Source organism: Pedococcus bigeumensis, assembly GCF_006438965.1.
GTDB lineage: Bacteria > Actinomycetota > Actinomycetes > Actinomycetales > Dermatophilaceae > Pedococcus > Pedococcus bigeumensis_A.
In genome coordinates this window covers 693973-709937 of sequence record NZ_RCZM01000001.1, presented here as the reverse complement: position 1 = coordinate 709937, position 15965 = coordinate 693973, and the positions used below count along the sequence as shown (strand labels likewise).

Genomic DNA, 15965 nt, shown 5'->3' with positions numbered 1-15965 from the left:
CCGCGATGCTAGGTCGGCACCTGACCCCGATCCGGGAGCCGCGCCCGAGCCGTCCCGATTGTGGGGCTGGTGTGACAGATGTGACGGTATGCCGCGTGCCTGGCCGCCGCTCGCGGGGCTTTGTCAGGCGGCCAGCTCGGCGTCGACGCGACGCTGGGCGGACGACGTCCTGGGCCGCATTGCGGCGCGCAACCGCCAGGCACCGAAGACCGCGAGCAGGCTGATCGCGACGTGCAGCCCGATGAACAGGCTGCCGAGCCCGGCACCGAGGATGACTCCCGCGACCAGCGGACCGACCGCCGAGACTCCGGTCTGCAGCGCGGTGAACATGCCCAGCGTGGTGCCGACCAGTCCGGACGGAGCCAGGCTGGCAGTCAGTGGGTTGAGCACCGGTGCGTACATCGTCTCGCCGACGGCGAAGATCCCGAAGGTCGTCACGAAGAGCGCCGCGGACAGCTCGGGAGCCAGCGACGACGCAGCCAGCACCAGCCAGGACAGCGTCCAGATGGCGCCCACGCCCATGAGCAGGGTGGCCCCGCTGCGCTTGGCCGTGAGCCGCACCACGAGCATCTGCAGGGCGATGATGACGACGCAGTTGACGGCAGCCGCCAGCCCGATCGTGGTCTCGTGCACGTGCAGCACCGTCAGCGCGTAGGCCGGCAGCCCCGACTCGAACTGGGCGTAGAAGCCCAGTGCCAGGGTCACCGTGATCAGCGCGGTCCAGCGCAGTGCCGGGATCGCCCAGATGGCGCGCAGTGCCTCGCGCGGGCTGGCCGTCCCGACTCCTTGGGAGGTGAGGGCGGCATCCTCGGCCGAGCCGACCGGCATACCCCAGCGGCGGGCGCCGGCCGCGAGCAGGAGGACACCGGAGAGGAGGAAGCCGGCCGCGGCCGCGGCGAACGCGGGCCACATGCCCGACGCGCGGTCCAGGTCGACGACGTAGCCGGCACCGAAGGCGCCGACGGCCATCCCGAGGGCCTGGCCGGTGAACTGCCAGGCGAAGACCCGACGCCGGTCCGTGCCACCGACCCAGCGCAGCACGAGGACCGACTGCGCGGGACCAGCAGCGGTGATGCCGAGCCCGAAGACGAACATGCCGACGAGGAACGAGACCGGACCGCCGGCCCAGATGAGCGAGGCGGCGCCCGCCGCCGCCACGACCTTGGCCGCCACCGCGACCTTCACCGGGGACATGCGGTCGGCGAGGCGACCACCCACCGGGGCAGCGAGCAGCGCGCCGACCGAGAACAGGCTCGAGGCGGCTGCTGCGACCAGCGAGCCCCACCCGCGCGTGGTGGCGGCGTAGGCGTACTGGTAGGGCAGGACGGTGCCCCAGCCGAGCATGGCTACGGCGGAGGCGAGGATCAACAGACGGGCGCGCATGGTCACTTCAACAGTTCTTCGAGTTCGAATATTTCGATGTCGAAATCTTAGCATGCGAAGATGACGGCATGCCTCCGAGGTCGGAGGGCGCCCAGAGCGCCCAAGAGCAGTACCGCGAAGCCGTCGCCACCTATGTCGCAGCCGGCGGCGACGAGTCGGTCCAGCGCGTCATCACCGCCGTCAACTCGCTCAGCCGCAAGCTCGAGCAGTGGTACACCCGGCAGCTCATCGACCTGGACCTGTCGCACGGCGAGTGGTCGGTGGTGGCCCAGCTGGCCACGGCGGACGGCAAGCCGATGACCCCCAGCCGGCTGGCCGACGCATCCAACGTGGCGGCGTCGTCGATGACGCACCGCCTGGACCGGATGACCGAGCGCGGGGTGGTGCGCCGCTCCCCCGACCCGGAGAACCGCACCCGCGTCCTCGTCGAGCTCACCGACCAGGGGTGGGAGCTGTTCGGGGCGGCGGTGCGCGAGGCCAACGTCGTCGAGTCGGACACGCTCGCGGGCCTGACACGCAAGGAGCGCGACCAGCTGGCCGCGCTCCTTGAAGTGGTGATCAGCGGTCTGGACGACCTCGAGACCTCTTAGGGCGCGTCTCGACGCGCCGAGACGTGCCGGGCGTCAGAGATTCGGGAACCAGATCGCGATCTCGCGGGCGGCCGACTCCGGGGAGTCCGAGCCGTGCACGATGTTCTCCTGGACCTTCTTGCCCCAGTCGCGGCCGAGGTCGCCGCGGATCGTGCCGGGCAGGGCTGCGGTCGGGTCGGTGGCGCCGGCGAGGGCACGGAAGCCCTCGATGCAGCGGTTGCCCTCGATGACGATGGCGGTCACCTGGCCGCTGGACATGAACTCGACGAGGGGCTCGTAGAACGGCTTGCCCTCATGCTCGGCGTAGTGCTCCGCAAGCTGCTCACGCGTGGGGGTGGTCACCGCGAGCGCGGCGAGGGTGTAGCCCTTCGCCTCGATCCGGCGGAGTACCTCGCCGGAGAGGCCGCGGGCGAACCCGTCGGGCTTGACCAGGACAAGGGAACGTTCGGTCTGCGTCGTCACACCGGCCAGCCTACCGAGCAACCACGGGGACTAGCGTCACGGTGTGCACCAGGTGGCGGGACCGAGGACGGCCGTGACCCATGCCGCGTGGCTGGTCCAGCCGGCCTACCTCGTCGTGGAGGTGGCCCTGGCCGTCCTGGCGGGGGTGCGCTACTCGCTGGCGGACGACACGATCAGTGCCCTCGGCACGTCCTGCTCCCCCGGTGAGGGCGGCTGCTCGTCGGCCCCGCTGCTGATGAACGTCGCGTTCATCGCGTTCGGGGTGCTCCAGGCGTGGGGTGCGGTGCCGCTGCTTCGGCAACGCGGACGAGCCGCGCTCGTGGGCTGGCTGTGGGTCCTGGCTGGGCTGGGGTCCGTGGGCGTCGGGCTGCTGCCCGTCGACGCGCACCCGATGGCGCACTCCGTCGTCGCCGTGCCGGTGTTCGCGGCCCAGCCGCTGGCTCTCCTGCTGCATGCCCGCCTGCTCGGCCCCGGTCCCGTCCGACGCGCCGGGCTGGCGCTGGCCACTGTCGCGTTGCTCGGCGTTTTCGCGTTCGTGGGGGTGCTCGGCGCCGAGCACTGGTCGGGGCTGGCCGAGCGGGCGGCCATCTGGCCGGCCAAGCTGTGGCTCCCCCTGGCGGTGCTGGCTACTGCGGGGCGACGCCGGCCTGCTGCCGGGCCGCCACCTGGTCCTCCACCCGGCGGCACAGCACCAGCGAGCCCACCCACAGCACGAGGAAGATGATCCCCACGCCGATCATCGCCGGCACCACGAACGCGCTGGCGAAGGTAAGCGCCTGGACCACCCAGCCGAGTGTCACCCCCCAGGGCCGCCGCATCAGGCCAGCCGCGAGGAAGCAGAGCAGGGCCAGCCCGACACCGATCCACAGCCAGGCGTGGCTGCGGTCGTCGCCCTCGGCGCTGGCCAGGCCACGAGCCACCAGGGCGCCGAGGAAGACCACCACTCCCTGGCTGCCCAGCACGGTCGCGAGCATCCGCCAGGTGAACTTGCCGAGCGCGCCGTAGAAGACGATCCCCCTCATCGACCGCCCCGGTTCGAGTCACGGAACTTGGTGAGCAGCCAGAACACCACGGCTACCACGATGACGAGGACGATCAGCTTCCCGAACATGCTTCGAGGGTATGCCGTGTCGTCATCGGGCCCCTCGTCCCCCGGAAAGTTGCGGCCCAGATCGACCAAATGAGTCACACCGTTGTCTATAGTTCCTGTGCCGCAGCGCGTCGCGCTGCGCAGTTCCAGGGGGTTCCATTGTCTGTGCACCGTCGTCCGTCCTCGCGCCGTCGCGGCCTGCTGCCCAGCGGCGCCACCGCGTCCCTGGCCACGGTGGCCACGGTCGTCATGGCCCTGTGTGCCGCCGGCTCGGCGTCAGCTGGACCCACCCGGCTCACGAGCACCGCGACCACGGTGGCGCCCGCCACGGTGGCACCGGCCACGGTGGTTCCTGCTGCCGCGGGCATCGTCGGGAGCATCAGGCCCGAGCGGCTCTACGACTCGCGCACCGACACGCCGCTGAACCCGGGCGAGGACCGTAGCGTGTGCGACAACACTCCCAGCGTCCCCAACGACGCAGCGGCGCTGGTCGTCAACCTCACGGCAGTCAGCCCAACCGCCGCCGGCTACCTCACCGCCTCCGCCCTCAGCGACGACGCCCCTCCGGTGGTGTCCACCCTGAACTTCACGCCGGGGACCACCACCTCCAACCTCGCGATCGTCCCCCTCGGGCTGGTGGGCTGCATCCAGGTCCACAACGGGTCGACCGGCAAGACGCACGTGCTCGTCGACGTCCAGGGCTACCTGTCGGCCGGCCCCGCGACCGTCAACGGAAGCACCCAGACGATCTACCCGAGCCGCATCCTCGACACCCGTACCAAGCGCGTCGCGATTCCAGCCCACTCCAGTCTGGACGTCCAGGTCGCCGGAGCGGGTGGGCTGCCCCCGACGAACGTCGCGGCGGCCTGGCTCAACCTCACGGTGACCGGCAACGCGCGGGCCGGGTACCTCACGGCCTACCCGACCGGCACCACCCAGCCGCTCGCCGCCAACCTCAACTTCGGTGCGGGCGAGACCCGCGCCGCGGGCACCCTGGCGAAGGTCGGCCTCAACGGTCGGGTCACGGTCTACAACGGCTCCTCGGCACCGGCGCACCTCGTGGTCGATGCCCAGGGCTTCGTCCGGAGCGGGTCGGGCGCGAGCGCCCTGGCCGGCGTGACCCCAGTCGCCCCGACCCGCCTCGTCGACACCCGTACGTCCGAGCCGGTGGCGCCGGGCACCCCGCTGACCGTGGGGCTGAACAGTGCGACCCGGCCGACCAACTCCGCGGCGGCCGTGGTCGCCGTCACCGCGACCGACGCCACCGCTCCGGGCTATCTCCGAGTGTCCTCGTCCCAGGTCGGCGACAACTCCACCTCGATGGTCAACTTCGTCCCCGGTCGAGCCACGACCAACCTCGTGGTGGCGCGCACCATCCAGGACCTCGTCATCGCCAACGGATCGTCGCAGGCCGTCCACGTGGTCGTCGACGTCGTCGGCTGGGTCAACCCGGAGCGTGCCATCTCCGGGACGGTCACCTCCACGCAGGGGGCGCCGCTGAACAAGTCTCCTGTGTACGGCAGCACTGGGACGTCGCCGCTGCTGGCGTACTCCGGAGCCGACGGGCGCTACTCGGCGTCCCTTCCGCCGTCCGCGACGTCGACCCTGGTGTGCGCCGGCTCGCCCATCGTCAACTCCATGCCCACCTACGACTACGCCTCGGACTGCTACGGGTCATGGTCCAACCCAGACCGGGTCACGCTCAGGCTCGGTGAGAGTGCCACCGGGGTCGACGTGGCGCTCCAACCGGCCGGGGTGTTGCGTGGAACGGCCACTGACACCTCGGGTGGCAAGCTCACCTCTGGACAGGTCTGGATCTACCGGTTGGACACGACGAGGATTTTCCGCACCACCATCTCCGACGGCACCTGGTTCCTCCGCGGCGTGCCTGCCGGCCAGAACTACCTGTCGCTCGCCGGTCCCGGCTCCGCGCTCGCCACGCCCTTCGGACTCGCCCGAGAGTGGTATCCCGACGTGCAGCCCGGCCCGATAACCACTGCGGCGCTGATGCGCGACGCCGGCGCGGAGGCACTCGACGTCACGGCGGGAGCCACCACCACCACCGACCTGGTCGCCGAGCCGCTGGCCCGGCTGAGCGGCACGCTGTCAAACCCTGACGGGACCCCGGTCACGGCTCAGACGGGCATCCGCCTGCGTAGGCCCAACGGCTCGGTCTGGGTTGATTCGTCGTCCAGCGTCGAGTCACCAGCCACCTGGGCCCGGTTTGCACACCCCGGTGCGACGACCGCCTGCGCCTACCGGCGACTGGCCGAGCCACAGGTCTGCTGGAAGGGGAATGTGCCCCCCGACGAGGCCACCCCGATCACCCTGGCACCGGGCGAGGACCGCACGGGGATCGCGATCACGCTGCCATAGTGCTCAGGCGGGGGCGTAGTGTCAGGTCACGGAGTCATTCAGGCTTCCTAGCGCTGGGAGCACAGCCATGGCCGACAAGTCACCTCGACAACACCTCGCCAAGAAGGCGGGCAAGTCCATCAAGGAGAAGCGCGCCGACAAGCACGCCAAGGCGGATGCCAAGACGCACCTCGACGTCGGGCAGATCGGCAAGAAGTAGCGGTGCCCGTGGCGGGCCGGCGCACCTGAGGGTGACCCGGTCCGCAGTCGTGTCCGCGGCCCCAGGGGCTCCAGCGGCCGCTCACGTCCCTACGGGGCCGTGTCCGTTCAGACGTCGGTGGCGCCGAGCAGCATGCGCACCTCTGCGGCCGTGGTGACCGAACCGGTTGCGAGCACCCCGCCCCCGATACCGCCCTCGTCGGCCATCCCGGCCGCGACATCGACCGCGTCGGGCAGATCCTGGACCACCGTGACGCGGTCCTCGCCGAAGATCTCGATGGCCAGCTCGCCCAGGTCGTCCGGGCGCATGGCGCGCGGCGAGGTGGTGCGCGAGACCACGACGTGGTCGAGCACCGGCTCGAGGATCTCGAGCATCTCGGTGGCGTCCTTGTCCTTCAGGATCGCGATGACGCCCACGATCTTGGCGAAGTTGAACGAGTCCTCCATGGCGTCCCGCAGGGCCATCGCACCCGCGGGGTTGTGGGCCGCGTCGACGATGACCGTCGGTGAGCGCCGCACGATCTCCAGCCGACCCGGCGAGGCCACCCGGGCCAGGCCGGCGCGCACGATGTCAGGGTCCAGCCGCTGCTCTCCGCCGAAGAACGCCTCCACGGCGACCAGCGCCTGCGTCGCGTTGTGCGCCTGGTGCGCCCCGTGCAGGGGCAGGAACAGGTCCTCGTAGTCGCCACCCAGGCCGCGGATCGCGATCTGCTGGCCCCCGACACCGACATCCCGTGTCAGCAGCCCGAAGTCGTTGCCCTCAAAGGCGGCCCGCGCGCCAACCTCGGTCGCCCGGTCAGCGAGGATCTGGGAGACATCGGTCTCCTGCACCCCGATGACGGCGAGTGCGCCAGCCTTGATGATCCCGGACTTCTCGGTGGCGATGTCGACGACGTCGTTGCCGAGGAAGTGCTGGTGGTCCAGCGCGATGGGCGTGACCACGGCGACCGTCCCGTCGGCGACGTTGGTCGCGTCCCAGCTGCCGCCCAGGCCGACCTCCACGATGGCGACGTCGACGGGGGCGTCGGCGAACGCGGCATACGCCACGGCCACGAGGACCTCGAAGTAGGTCATGCGCGGACCGCCCCCGGCGACCGAGCGGGCGTCGACGATCTCGATGACCGGCAGCACGTCGTCGTAGGCCGCGAGGAACTTCTCGGCGCTGATCGGCTCCCCCGAGAAGGCGATGCGCTCGCGCACGCTGTGCAGGTGGGGCGAGGTGAACCGGCCCGTCTTCAGCCCCATCTCGCGCAGCAGCGAGTCGATGATGCGGGTGGTCGACGTCTTGCCGTTCGTCCCGGTGAGGTGGATGACCGGGTAGCTGCGCTGGGGGTCGCCGAGCAGCTCCATCACGGCGGCGATCCGGTCGAGGCTGGGCTGCAGGTCGTGCTCGGGGGCCCGGGCGAGGATGGCGTCCTCGGCCTCACGCATCGCCTTGATGACCTCGAGGTTGTGCGCGGCTTCGCGCTGGGCGGCATCAGGGGCAGGCATGGGTCAATCTTCCACCACGTCGGCGTCCCCTCGAGCCACCGCCCTGACGGACCCCGGGCGGTGTCAGGCCTTGGTGACCGTGGTGATCAGCCAGCCCGCGCCCTCGCGCAGCTGGTCCGATGCGGCCTCGTCGCCCGCGAGGTAGCGGCTGAGGCAGTTCTCGAAGAGCCCGTCGTAGACCGCGTAGGCCGTGAGCGAGGGGACCGCGGTCGTCCGTCCGCCCAGCACGGCGTAGGCCTTCACGACGCGCCAGATCATCTCCTCGAGCTGACGGTCCAGGTCTGCCACGGTGGGGCGCAGGGCAGGTTCGAACATCGCCTGGGCGCGCATGTCGTACCAGAGCCGGTGCATCGCCGTGTCTTCCTGCATGGTGACCACGAGCGCATCGGCAAACATCAGGGCCAGCTCGTCGGCGTCGGTGGCCTGCGCGACCACCTCGTCGTAGCGCGTGACGCAGTGCTCCTTGTAGCGCCGCACGCAGAAGGTGATCAGCTCGACCTTGTCGCGGAAGTAGTAGTGCAGCACCCCGTGCGAGAACGCCGTCCTCTGGGCGATGACCCGCAGGCTGGTGCGGGCGAAACCGAGCTCGCCGAGGGTCTCCAGGGTGGCGTCGGCGAGCTCGCCACGGCGCGACTCGAACTTGTCGACGCGGCTGCGCTCGAACCGGTCCAGCTCCGGTTCCACGACCTGGGTCACGGGGTTCCTCTCCGGCGTCCACGACTCGGCGGCAGGCAGCCGCGAGGCGTTTAGCGAACGGGTCGAGCATATCCGGCCCGCGTGTCTTGACGAGTGTCAAACAAACTCTTGACAGGTGTCAAGGACGGGGAGCAAGGTGAGCCCACGCGGACCGGCTGCTGCCACAGTGCGCAGCCGGTCGGCGCCCCACACCCGGTGAATCGCGCCCGTCGCACCACGGTGGACCGCGTCCCGTCGGCCAGGCAAAGGAGCCCGCCATGACCTCGATCGACCTCAGCGGCCGCAAGGCCCTCGTCACCGGAGGCGCGCAGGGCCTCGGGGAGGGCATGGCCACAGCCCTGGCCGCAGCGGGAGCGACGGTGATGATCGCCGACGTCCAGGACAGCGGCGAGCAGACCGCCGCCGCGCTCGGCGAGGGCCACGGCTTCGTGCGCCTGGACGTGAGCGACGACGCCAACTGGGAGTCCGCCGTCGCCGAGACGGTCGAGCGGCTGGGCGGGTTCGACATCCTCGTCAACAACGCGGGCATCGAGATCACCAGCCTGCTCACCGAGGTCCAGGCCGACGACATCCGCAAGATGCTCGAGGTCAACATCCTCGGCACCACGCTCGGGATCAAGCACGGCCTGCGCGCCATGCGTCCGGGTGGGGCTGCCGGCAACGGCGGGGCCATCATCAACGTCGCCTCGGTCGCCGCGACGATCGCCTTCCCGGGAATCGCCGTCTACTCCGCGACGAAGTCAGCCGTCGACCGGTTGACGCGGGTCGCGGCGATGGAGTCCGGCAAGCTCGGCTACGGCGTCCGCGTCAACTGCATCTACCCCGGCCTGGTGCCGACCGCGATGGGTGCCGGCCTGGCCAACGACGTCGCCGCCCTCGGCCTGTTCCCGTCCCCCGAGGCCGCCGTCGGAGCGGTCATCGAGCTGACCCCGTCGGGCCGCCTGGGCCAGGTCGACGACATGGCCGATGCCGTCGTCTTCCTCGCCTCCGACGCCGCCAAGTTCATCACCGGCGCGGGCCTGCCCGTCGACGGCGGCATGGGCATGTGACCCAGCCTCCGATCCGGTCCTGACGGCCGCGTGGCCGGCCCGCCCCTGAGCCGGCCACGCAGCATACCTCCCCAGCTCGGCCAGCCATCCACGAAAGGCTCGAATCACCATGACTGACAAGCCCGTCGTCGTCTATGGCGCCTCCGGCTACACCGGGCGCCTCGTCTGCGAGTACCTGCGCGAGTTCAACGTCCCCTTCCTCGCGGCCGGCCGCGACTCGGACAAGCTCGACGCCGCGATGAACGCCAACGTCCCCGGCATCGAGACGGCCCAGTACGAGGTGTCCACCGTGGAGCACTCGGTCGAGGCGCTCACCGAGCTGTTCCGCGGCGCGTCCGTCGTGTGCAACACGGTGGGGCCGTTCGCGAGGTACGGTCCGGAGGTCGTCGAGGCCGCCCTCGCCGCAGGCGCGCACTACGTCGACACGACCGGCGAGCAGGACTGGCTGATCACCTGCGACGAGCAGTACGGCGCAGACTTCCGGGCGGCCGGGCTGCTGCTCTCCCCCGGTGTCGCGCAGATGTACACGACTGGTGAGATCGCCGCGCAGATCTGCCTCGAGAACCCAGGCCTGGACACGTTGGACGTCGCCGTGTTCTGGGGTGGCAGCCCGACGATCGCCTCGACCCAGACGATCCTGGTCAACGCCGCGATGTCCAAGGCGCACTACCTCGAGCAGAACCAGTACCAGGAGTGGGACGCCGACGCAGGCCTCTACCAGCTCGCCATCCCCGGTCAGCACGAGCTGGCGCTGGCCCTGCCGTGGGGTGGCACGTCGCACCCGGTCTGGTTCCGCAAGGACCCGCGCGTCGCCAACGTCAGGGCCCTGGGCGGCGTCTTCAACAAGCCCCTCATGCTCGGGGTGCCGCAGATCGTGGCGGCTGCCCTCGAAGCCACCAAGGACATGGACCGCGACGCGAAGTACGACGCCCTCGACGCGACCGCGGCACAGGTGATGAACCAGATGCCCCCTCGCGAGTACGCCCGGATCAACAAGTCCCTCGACTCGGTGCACGCCTCCGGTCCGCTCGGTCGCGCGCACTGCGTGATCCACGGCAACCAGAACTACAAGCAGACCGGCCTACTCCAGGCCTACGCCGCCTACAGCCTGATCCAGCAACCACCGCTACGGGCGGGATTCGCCTCGGCGTGCCAGGCCTTCGGGCACCGCGAGCTGCTGGGGGTGCTCCGCTCGTTCGGACTGGTGATGGAGCCGGTCGTCACGGTGGAGCGCTGAGCGCGCACCATGCGGATCGTCGACTACCTCGACAAGGGTGCCTCCCTCGGCCCGGAGGCCCCCTGCCTCACCACCGACGGTGTGTCGATGACGTATGCCGCGGTGCGCGAGGTGTCGTTCGGCGTCGCCGCCGCGTTGGCCGCTCGTGGCGTCCGACCGGGCGACACGGTGGCGATCCTGTCGGCCAACGACCCGGTGGCGTTCTCGTGCGTCTTCGGGATCAGCCGAGCCGGAGCCGTGTGGTGCCCGATCAACCCGCGCAACGAGGCGGCCGAGAACCGCGAGCTGCTCGACCTGTTCGACTGCTCGGTGGTGGTGTTCCAGGCGTCGTTCGCCCCGTTGGTCGGGCGGATCCGCGACGACCTCCCGAAGGTGCACACCTGGGTGTGCCTCGACGACTCGGTGGCCGGTGCGGTCACCTGGACGGACTTCCTGGCTGGCGGGGAGGTCGAACCCCCTGTCGACCTCCCCGCCGTGGAAGACCTCGCGATGATCGTCGGGACAGGCGGGACCACCGGGCGGCCCAAGGGCGTGATGTTGACGGGGACCAACCTGGAGACGATGACGGCACTGACCCTGATGGGCTACCCGTTCCAGGGACGACCCGTCTACCTCGCCCTGGCACCGCTGACCCACGCCGCGGGAGTGCTGTGCTTCCCGATCCTCTGCCACGGTGGCGAGGTCGTCATCATGCGCAGCCCCGACGTGGGCGGCTTCCTGTCCCTCGTGGAGCGGCACCGGGTCACCCACACGTTCCTGCCGCCGACGTTGATCTACATGCTGCTCGGCCACGACCGGTTGGACTCGACCGACCTGACGTCGCTGCAGTGCTTCTGGTACGGCGCGGCACCCATGTCCGCGGCCCGGCTGGAGGAGGCGCTGACGCGGATCGGGCCGGCGATGGCCCAGCTGTTCGGGCAGACCGAGGCGCCGATGATGGTCTCGATGATGCCGCCGGCGGACCACTTCCGGGCCGACGGGACAATCGCGACGGAGCGGCTGTCCTCGGCGGGACGTCCGTCGCCACTGGTCACCGTGGCGATCATGGACCCGGTGGGTGAGCTGCTGGCCCACGGAGCGCGCGGCGAGATCGTGATCCGTTCGTCGCTGGTCATGCCCGGCTACTACAAGAACCCGGATGCCACCGCCGAGGCGTCGCTGCACGGCTGGCACCACACCGGCGACATCGGCTATCTCGACCCGGATGGCTTCCTGTTCATCGTGGACCGGGCCAAGGACATGATCATCACCGGCGGCTTCAACGTGTACTCCACCGAGGTCGAGCAGGCCCTGATGCAGCACCCCGACGTACAGGACTGTGCCGTCGTGGGCCTGCCCGACGAGAAGTGGGGCGAGCGGGTCGAGGCCGTCGTGCAGGTGCTGCCCGGGCGGGCGGTCGAGGCCGCCGAGCTGGTCGCCTTCGTCAGGGAGCGGATCGGCGGGGTGAAGGCGCCCAAGGCCATCCACGTCTGGAGCGAGCTGCCCCGCTCCAAGGTCGGCAAGGTGCTCAAGCCCGACATCAAGACCCGCCTCCGTGGCGGAGGCGGGTCCGACTCCGGCTAGAGCTTCATGACCTTGATGCGGATCGGCTCCCCGTCACCGACCGTGGCCTTGGCGACGTCCTCGCGATCCGGCAGCGCGTCAAGCTGCGGCGCCGAGCCGAACTGGCTCGCCAACGTCTCCTCGACGATGAGCGCCTGGTGCGCGACCGTGGCCTCCCACACGGCTTGGGAACCGGTGACTGTCAACGAGATGCGGTCGGAGACGTCCAGGCCGGCATCGCGCCGGGCCTGCTGGACCGCCCGCACGACGTCGCGGGCGAGGCCCTCCTGGGCGAGCTCGGCCGTGACCTCGGTGTCGAGGACGACGAAGCCGCCACCGGGCAGCATCGCTGTGGCCCTGGCCCCGCCCTGCTGCGCGGCGTCGACGACCATCTCGAGGGTGTACTCCCCCTCGACGAGGTCGAGGCCACCGGCGGTCACCGTGCCGTCGGCCGCCACGGACCAGTTGCCGGACTTGCTGCCCTTGATGGCCGTCTGCACCTCGCGACCCAGACGCGGACCCGCCGCCCGGGCGTTGACGGTGAGCCGCTGCGTGATGCCGAAGTCGGCCTCGGTCGCATCGCCGAGGTCACGGAGGGTGACCGTCCGGACGTTGACCTCGTCGGCGATGATCGCGCCGAAGTCCTTGAGCGACGCCGCTCGCGCTGTGACGACGGTGAGGTCGTTCAGGGGCAGCCGCACCCGGAGCCCGCCGGCCTTGCGCAGCGACGAGGCCACCGAGCAGACCTCACGGGCGCGGTCCATGCCGGAGACCAGCGCGTGGTCGTCCGGCAGGTCGGTGTGGTCCGGCCAGTCGGTGAGGTGCACCGACCGACCGCCCGTGAGCCCGCGCCAGATCTCCTCGGTGGTGAGGGGCAGCAGCGGCGCGGCCACGCGGCATACCACCTCGAGCGCGGTGTAGAGCGTGTCGAAGGCCTGCTCCGCGCCGCCCTTGCCCGAGCCAGAGCCGTCGCCGGTGTCCCAGAACCGTTCACGGGAGCGGCGGACGTACCAGTTGGTCACCACGTCGAGGAAGCCACGAGTGGTCTCGCACGCGTTGGCGACCTCGTAGCCGTCCAGCTGCTCCTGCATGGTCCGGACGTACTCGCCGAGCTTGGCCAGCAGGTAGCGGTCGAGTGGGTCGGTCGATGCCGTGGACCACTTCGCCTCATAGCCATTGCCTTGCCCAAAAGCGTTGGCATACAACGAGAAGAAGTACCAGGTGTTCCACAAGGGGATGATCACCTGGCGCACGCCGTCCCGGATGCCCTGCTCTGTGACGATGAGGTTGCCACCGCGCAGGATCGGGCTGCCCATGAGGAACCAGCGCATGGCGTCGGCCCCGTCGCGGTCGAAGACCTCGCGCACGTCGGGGTAGTTGCGCAGCGACTTGGACATCTTCTGGCCGTCGGACCCAAGCACGATGCCGTGGCAGATCACGGAGCTGAACGCCGGCCGGTCGAACAGCGCCGTCGACAGGATGTGCAGCATGTAGAACCAGCCGCGGGTCTGCCCGATGTACTCGACGATGAAGTCGGCCGGGAAGTGGTGCTCGAACCACTCGGCGTTCTCGAACGGGTAGTGCACCTGCGCATAGCTCATCGAGCCCGAGTCGAACCAGACGTCGAGCACGTCCTCGACCCGGCGCATGGTCGACTGCCCGGTCGGGTCGTCGGGGTTCGGCCGGGTGAGGTCGTCGACGAAGGGACGGTGCAGGTCGACCTCGCCGTCGGCGTTGCGCGGCAGCCGTCCGAAGTCGCGCTCGATCTCCTCGAAGGACCCGTAGACGTCGAGCCGCGGGTACTGCGCGTCGTCCGAACGCCACACCGGCACCGGGCTGCCCCAGAACCGGTTGCGGGTGATCGACCAGTCGCGGGCGTTGTCGAGCCACTTGCCGAACTGGCCGTTCTGGATGTGGTCGGGCGTCCAGGCGATCTGCTCGTTGAGCTCGAGCATCCGGTCCTTGAACTTGGTGACCTCGACGAACCAGCTCGACACGGCCTTGTAGATCAGCGGTTGCCGGCAGCGCCAGCAGTGCGGGTAGGAGTGGTCGTAGGTCTCGCGGCGCAGCAGCACCGTGCCCTCGGTCACCGAGCCGTGTGCGGCCTCACCTCGGGTGGCGGCCTTGAGGTCGTCGATGATCGGCAGGTTGGCGTCGAAGACGAGCATGCCTTCGTACTCGGACACCGGGAAGGTGAAGCACCCGTCGGGGCCGACCGGCATGACCGGCTCGATGCCCTCGCGGTCGGTCACGACCTTGTCGTCCTCACCGAAGGCGCCGGCGCTGTGCACCAGCCCGGTGCCGTCGGAGGTCGTCACGAAGTCGGCCTCGACGACGCGGTGGGCGTTCTCGTGGCCCGCGTAGTAGCTGAACGGCGGCGTGTAGGAGCGACCCAACAGGTCGCGGCCCTTGAGCCGCTCGACGACGAAGGACTCGACGTCGGCCTGCGGGTCGCCGAACAGGTCGCGCGCGTAGGACGGCAGCCGCTCCTCGCCGATGACGTAGCGCTCGGCCTTGCCCGTCGGGAGCGACGCCTCGACGACGACGTAGTCGATGTCGGGGTGCACCATCACCGCGAGGTTGGACGGCAGCGTCCAGGGCGTCGTGGTCCAGACCAGCGCGAGCTCGCCGGTCGACAGCCGGACACCGACGGTCACGGCCGGGTCCTGACGCATCTGGTAGACGTCGTCGTCCATCCGCAGCTCGTGGTTGGACAACGGAGTCTGGTCGTTCCAGCAGTAGGGCAGCACGCGGAAGCCCTCGTAGATCAGGCCCTTGTCGTGCAGCGACTTGAACGCCCAGATGACCGACTCCATGTAGTCGGGGTTGAGCGTCTTGTAGTCGTTGTCGAAGTCGACCCACCGCGCCTGGCGGGTGACGTAGTCGCGCCACTCACCGGTGTACTTCAGCACCGACTCGCGGCACTTCTCGTTGAACTTCTCGATGCCGATCTCGAGGATCTCGTCCTTGGTCTTGATGCCGAGCTGGCTCATCGCCTCGAGCTCGGCAGGCAGCCCGTGGGTGTCCCAGCCGAACCGGCGCTCCACCCGGCGACCGCGCATCGTCTGGTAGCGCGGGATCAGGTCCTTCACGTATCCGGTCAGCAGGTGGCCGTAGTGCGGCAGTCCGTTGGCGAAGGGCGGTCCGTCGTAGAAGACGAACTCGTTGTCGCCGTTGGTGCCGGCCGACCGGTTCTCCACCGAGGCGACGAAGGTGCCGTCCTCGTCCCAGTACTTGAGGATGCGCTCCTCGATCTCGGGGAACCGGGGCGACGCGGGCACGCCGGTGGCAGCCCCCGGGACGTCGCTGGAAGCAGTGTCGCTGGAGACCTTGGGGTAGGTCATGGTCGGCGGTCCTCGCATCACTCGTGTTCTCACACGAGGACGACGTCGCCGGGATTCCCGGCGGCACCGCGGTGCCACCTCGCTTGCCGCAGTCGCGCGCCCGAGGTGGGCCCGCGGCATACGACCGCTCTTGCGCAAGGTTGTGACGGACCCACCCGTCCGGTTCTAGTGAGCCACCACCCCGCGGGTATGCCGCGTGGCCGTGACCGTTCTTCCGGAGGCTCCCCGGTGATGGCCGGTTCAGTGCCTGTGCACCCGAGTCTAGCGGGCCGTGACGAACGGCACGTGCTGACGGGTGGGGGCGGCCTTCGTGCGGTGTAGTCTGAGCGGCGTTGCCCCAGGGCGACACCACGACGCGACAACCAGGGGAAGCCGGTCCAACTCCGGCGCTGACCCGCAACCGTAGGCCGCTTTGAAACGCGGCGAGCCGGAACACCTGGATCGCGAAGCGGCTCCATTTCCGTCGAGGTACGCGGGGCGGAGCCCGGACACCAGGTCCGAGGCCGC

Annotated in this window: 13 protein-coding genes and 1 riboswitch; of the genes, 7 read left to right on the top strand and 6 right to left on the bottom strand. The window is 70.0% G+C overall.

What is annotated here, in order from left to right; translation table 11 throughout:
* Positions 1-123 precede the first annotated feature (123 nt).
* Positions 124-1383: an MFS transporter gene (locus EAH86_RS03210; RefSeq protein WP_140737134.1), complete on the bottom strand. Its 1260-nt coding sequence runs from the start codon at positions 1381-1383 to the stop codon at positions 124-126.
* Positions 1384-1451: 68 nt separating this feature from the next.
* On the opposite strand from EAH86_RS03210, the gene EAH86_RS03205 reads away from it, so the two are divergent.
* Positions 1452-1973, top strand: a complete 522-nt coding sequence (locus EAH86_RS03205) for a MarR family winged helix-turn-helix transcriptional regulator (RefSeq protein WP_140737133.1) — start codon at positions 1452-1454, stop codon at positions 1971-1973.
* A 33-nt stretch (positions 1974-2006) separates the two neighbouring features.
* Here EAH86_RS03205 and ndk read toward each other — a convergent pair whose 3' ends face one another.
* Complete coding sequence (gene ndk / locus EAH86_RS03200) at positions 2007-2435, bottom strand: nucleoside-diphosphate kinase (protein WP_140737132.1); 429 nt, start codon at positions 2433-2435, stop codon at positions 2007-2009.
* 43 nt (positions 2436-2478) lie between these two features.
* Here ndk and EAH86_RS03195 point away from each other — a divergent pair, with 43 nt between their 5' ends.
* Entirely contained in the window at positions 2479-3159 is a 681-nt protein-coding gene (locus EAH86_RS03195; protein WP_140737131.1) for a DUF998 domain-containing protein, read from the top strand.
* Here EAH86_RS03195 and EAH86_RS03190 read toward each other — a convergent pair.
* Positions 3062-3457: a DUF4233 domain-containing protein gene (locus EAH86_RS03190; RefSeq protein WP_140737130.1), complete on the bottom strand. Its 396-nt coding sequence runs from the start codon at positions 3455-3457 to the stop codon at positions 3062-3064. The genes EAH86_RS03195 and EAH86_RS03190 overlap by 98 nt on opposite strands.
* A 227-nt stretch (positions 3458-3684) precedes the next feature.
* Here EAH86_RS03190 and EAH86_RS03185 point away from each other — a divergent pair, with 227 nt between their 5' ends.
* Positions 3685-5901: a hypothetical protein gene (locus EAH86_RS03185; protein WP_140737129.1), complete on the top strand. Its 2217-nt coding sequence runs from the start codon at positions 3685-3687 to the stop codon at positions 5899-5901.
* A 67-nt stretch (positions 5902-5968) separates the two neighbouring features.
* A complete protein-coding gene (locus EAH86_RS20910; RefSeq protein WP_277752316.1) occupies positions 5969-6100 on the top strand; it encodes a hypothetical protein in 132 nt (43 codons plus the stop codon).
* A 107-nt stretch (positions 6101-6207) separates the two neighbouring features.
* On the opposite strand, the gene EAH86_RS03180 is transcribed toward EAH86_RS20910, so the two are convergent.
* On the bottom strand, positions 6208-7590 hold the full coding sequence (locus EAH86_RS03180) for a bifunctional folylpolyglutamate synthase/dihydrofolate synthase (RefSeq protein WP_140737128.1): 1383 nt from the start codon (positions 7588-7590) through the stop codon (positions 6208-6210).
* A 63-nt stretch (positions 7591-7653) separates the two neighbouring features.
* Positions 7654-8286 carry a TetR/AcrR family transcriptional regulator gene (locus tag EAH86_RS03175; RefSeq protein ID WP_140737127.1) on the bottom strand — a complete coding sequence of 211 codons (633 nt, stop codon included), beginning with the start codon at positions 8284-8286 and terminating at the stop codon, positions 7654-7656.
* Between the two features lie 257 nt (positions 8287-8543).
* Here EAH86_RS03175 and EAH86_RS03170 point away from each other — a divergent pair, with 257 nt between their 5' ends.
* The 3 genes from EAH86_RS03170 to EAH86_RS03160 all read left to right on the top strand — a co-directional run bounded on the left by EAH86_RS03170 (position 8544) and on the right by EAH86_RS03160 (position 12135).
* Positions 8544-9335 (top strand): SDR family NAD(P)-dependent oxidoreductase, encoded by a 792-nt coding sequence (locus tag EAH86_RS03170; RefSeq protein ID WP_140737126.1) that lies wholly within the window; start codon positions 8544-8546, stop codon positions 9333-9335.
* 109 nt (positions 9336-9444) lie between these two features.
* Positions 9445-10572 (top strand): DUF5938 domain-containing protein, encoded by a 1128-nt coding sequence (locus EAH86_RS03165; RefSeq protein WP_140737125.1) that lies wholly within the window; start codon positions 9445-9447, stop codon positions 10570-10572.
* A gap of 9 nt (positions 10573-10581) precedes the next feature.
* Positions 10582-12135, top strand: coding sequence for an acyl-CoA synthetase (locus EAH86_RS03160; protein ID WP_140737124.1), 1554 nt, complete (start codon positions 10582-10584; stop codon positions 12133-12135).
* Here EAH86_RS03160 and ileS read toward each other — a convergent pair.
* The gene (gene ileS, locus EAH86_RS03155; protein ID WP_140737123.1) at positions 12132-15458 is read right to left on the bottom strand and encodes an isoleucine--tRNA ligase; all 3327 of its coding nucleotides are present in this window, start codon (positions 15456-15458) and stop codon (positions 12132-12134) included. The two genes, EAH86_RS03160 and ileS, sit on opposite strands and share 4 nt — an antisense overlap.
* A gap of 366 nt (positions 15459-15824) precedes the next feature.
* A riboswitch (cobalamin riboswitch) is annotated at positions 15825-15951 on the top strand.
* The last annotated feature ends 14 nt before the right edge of the window (positions 15952-15965 follow it).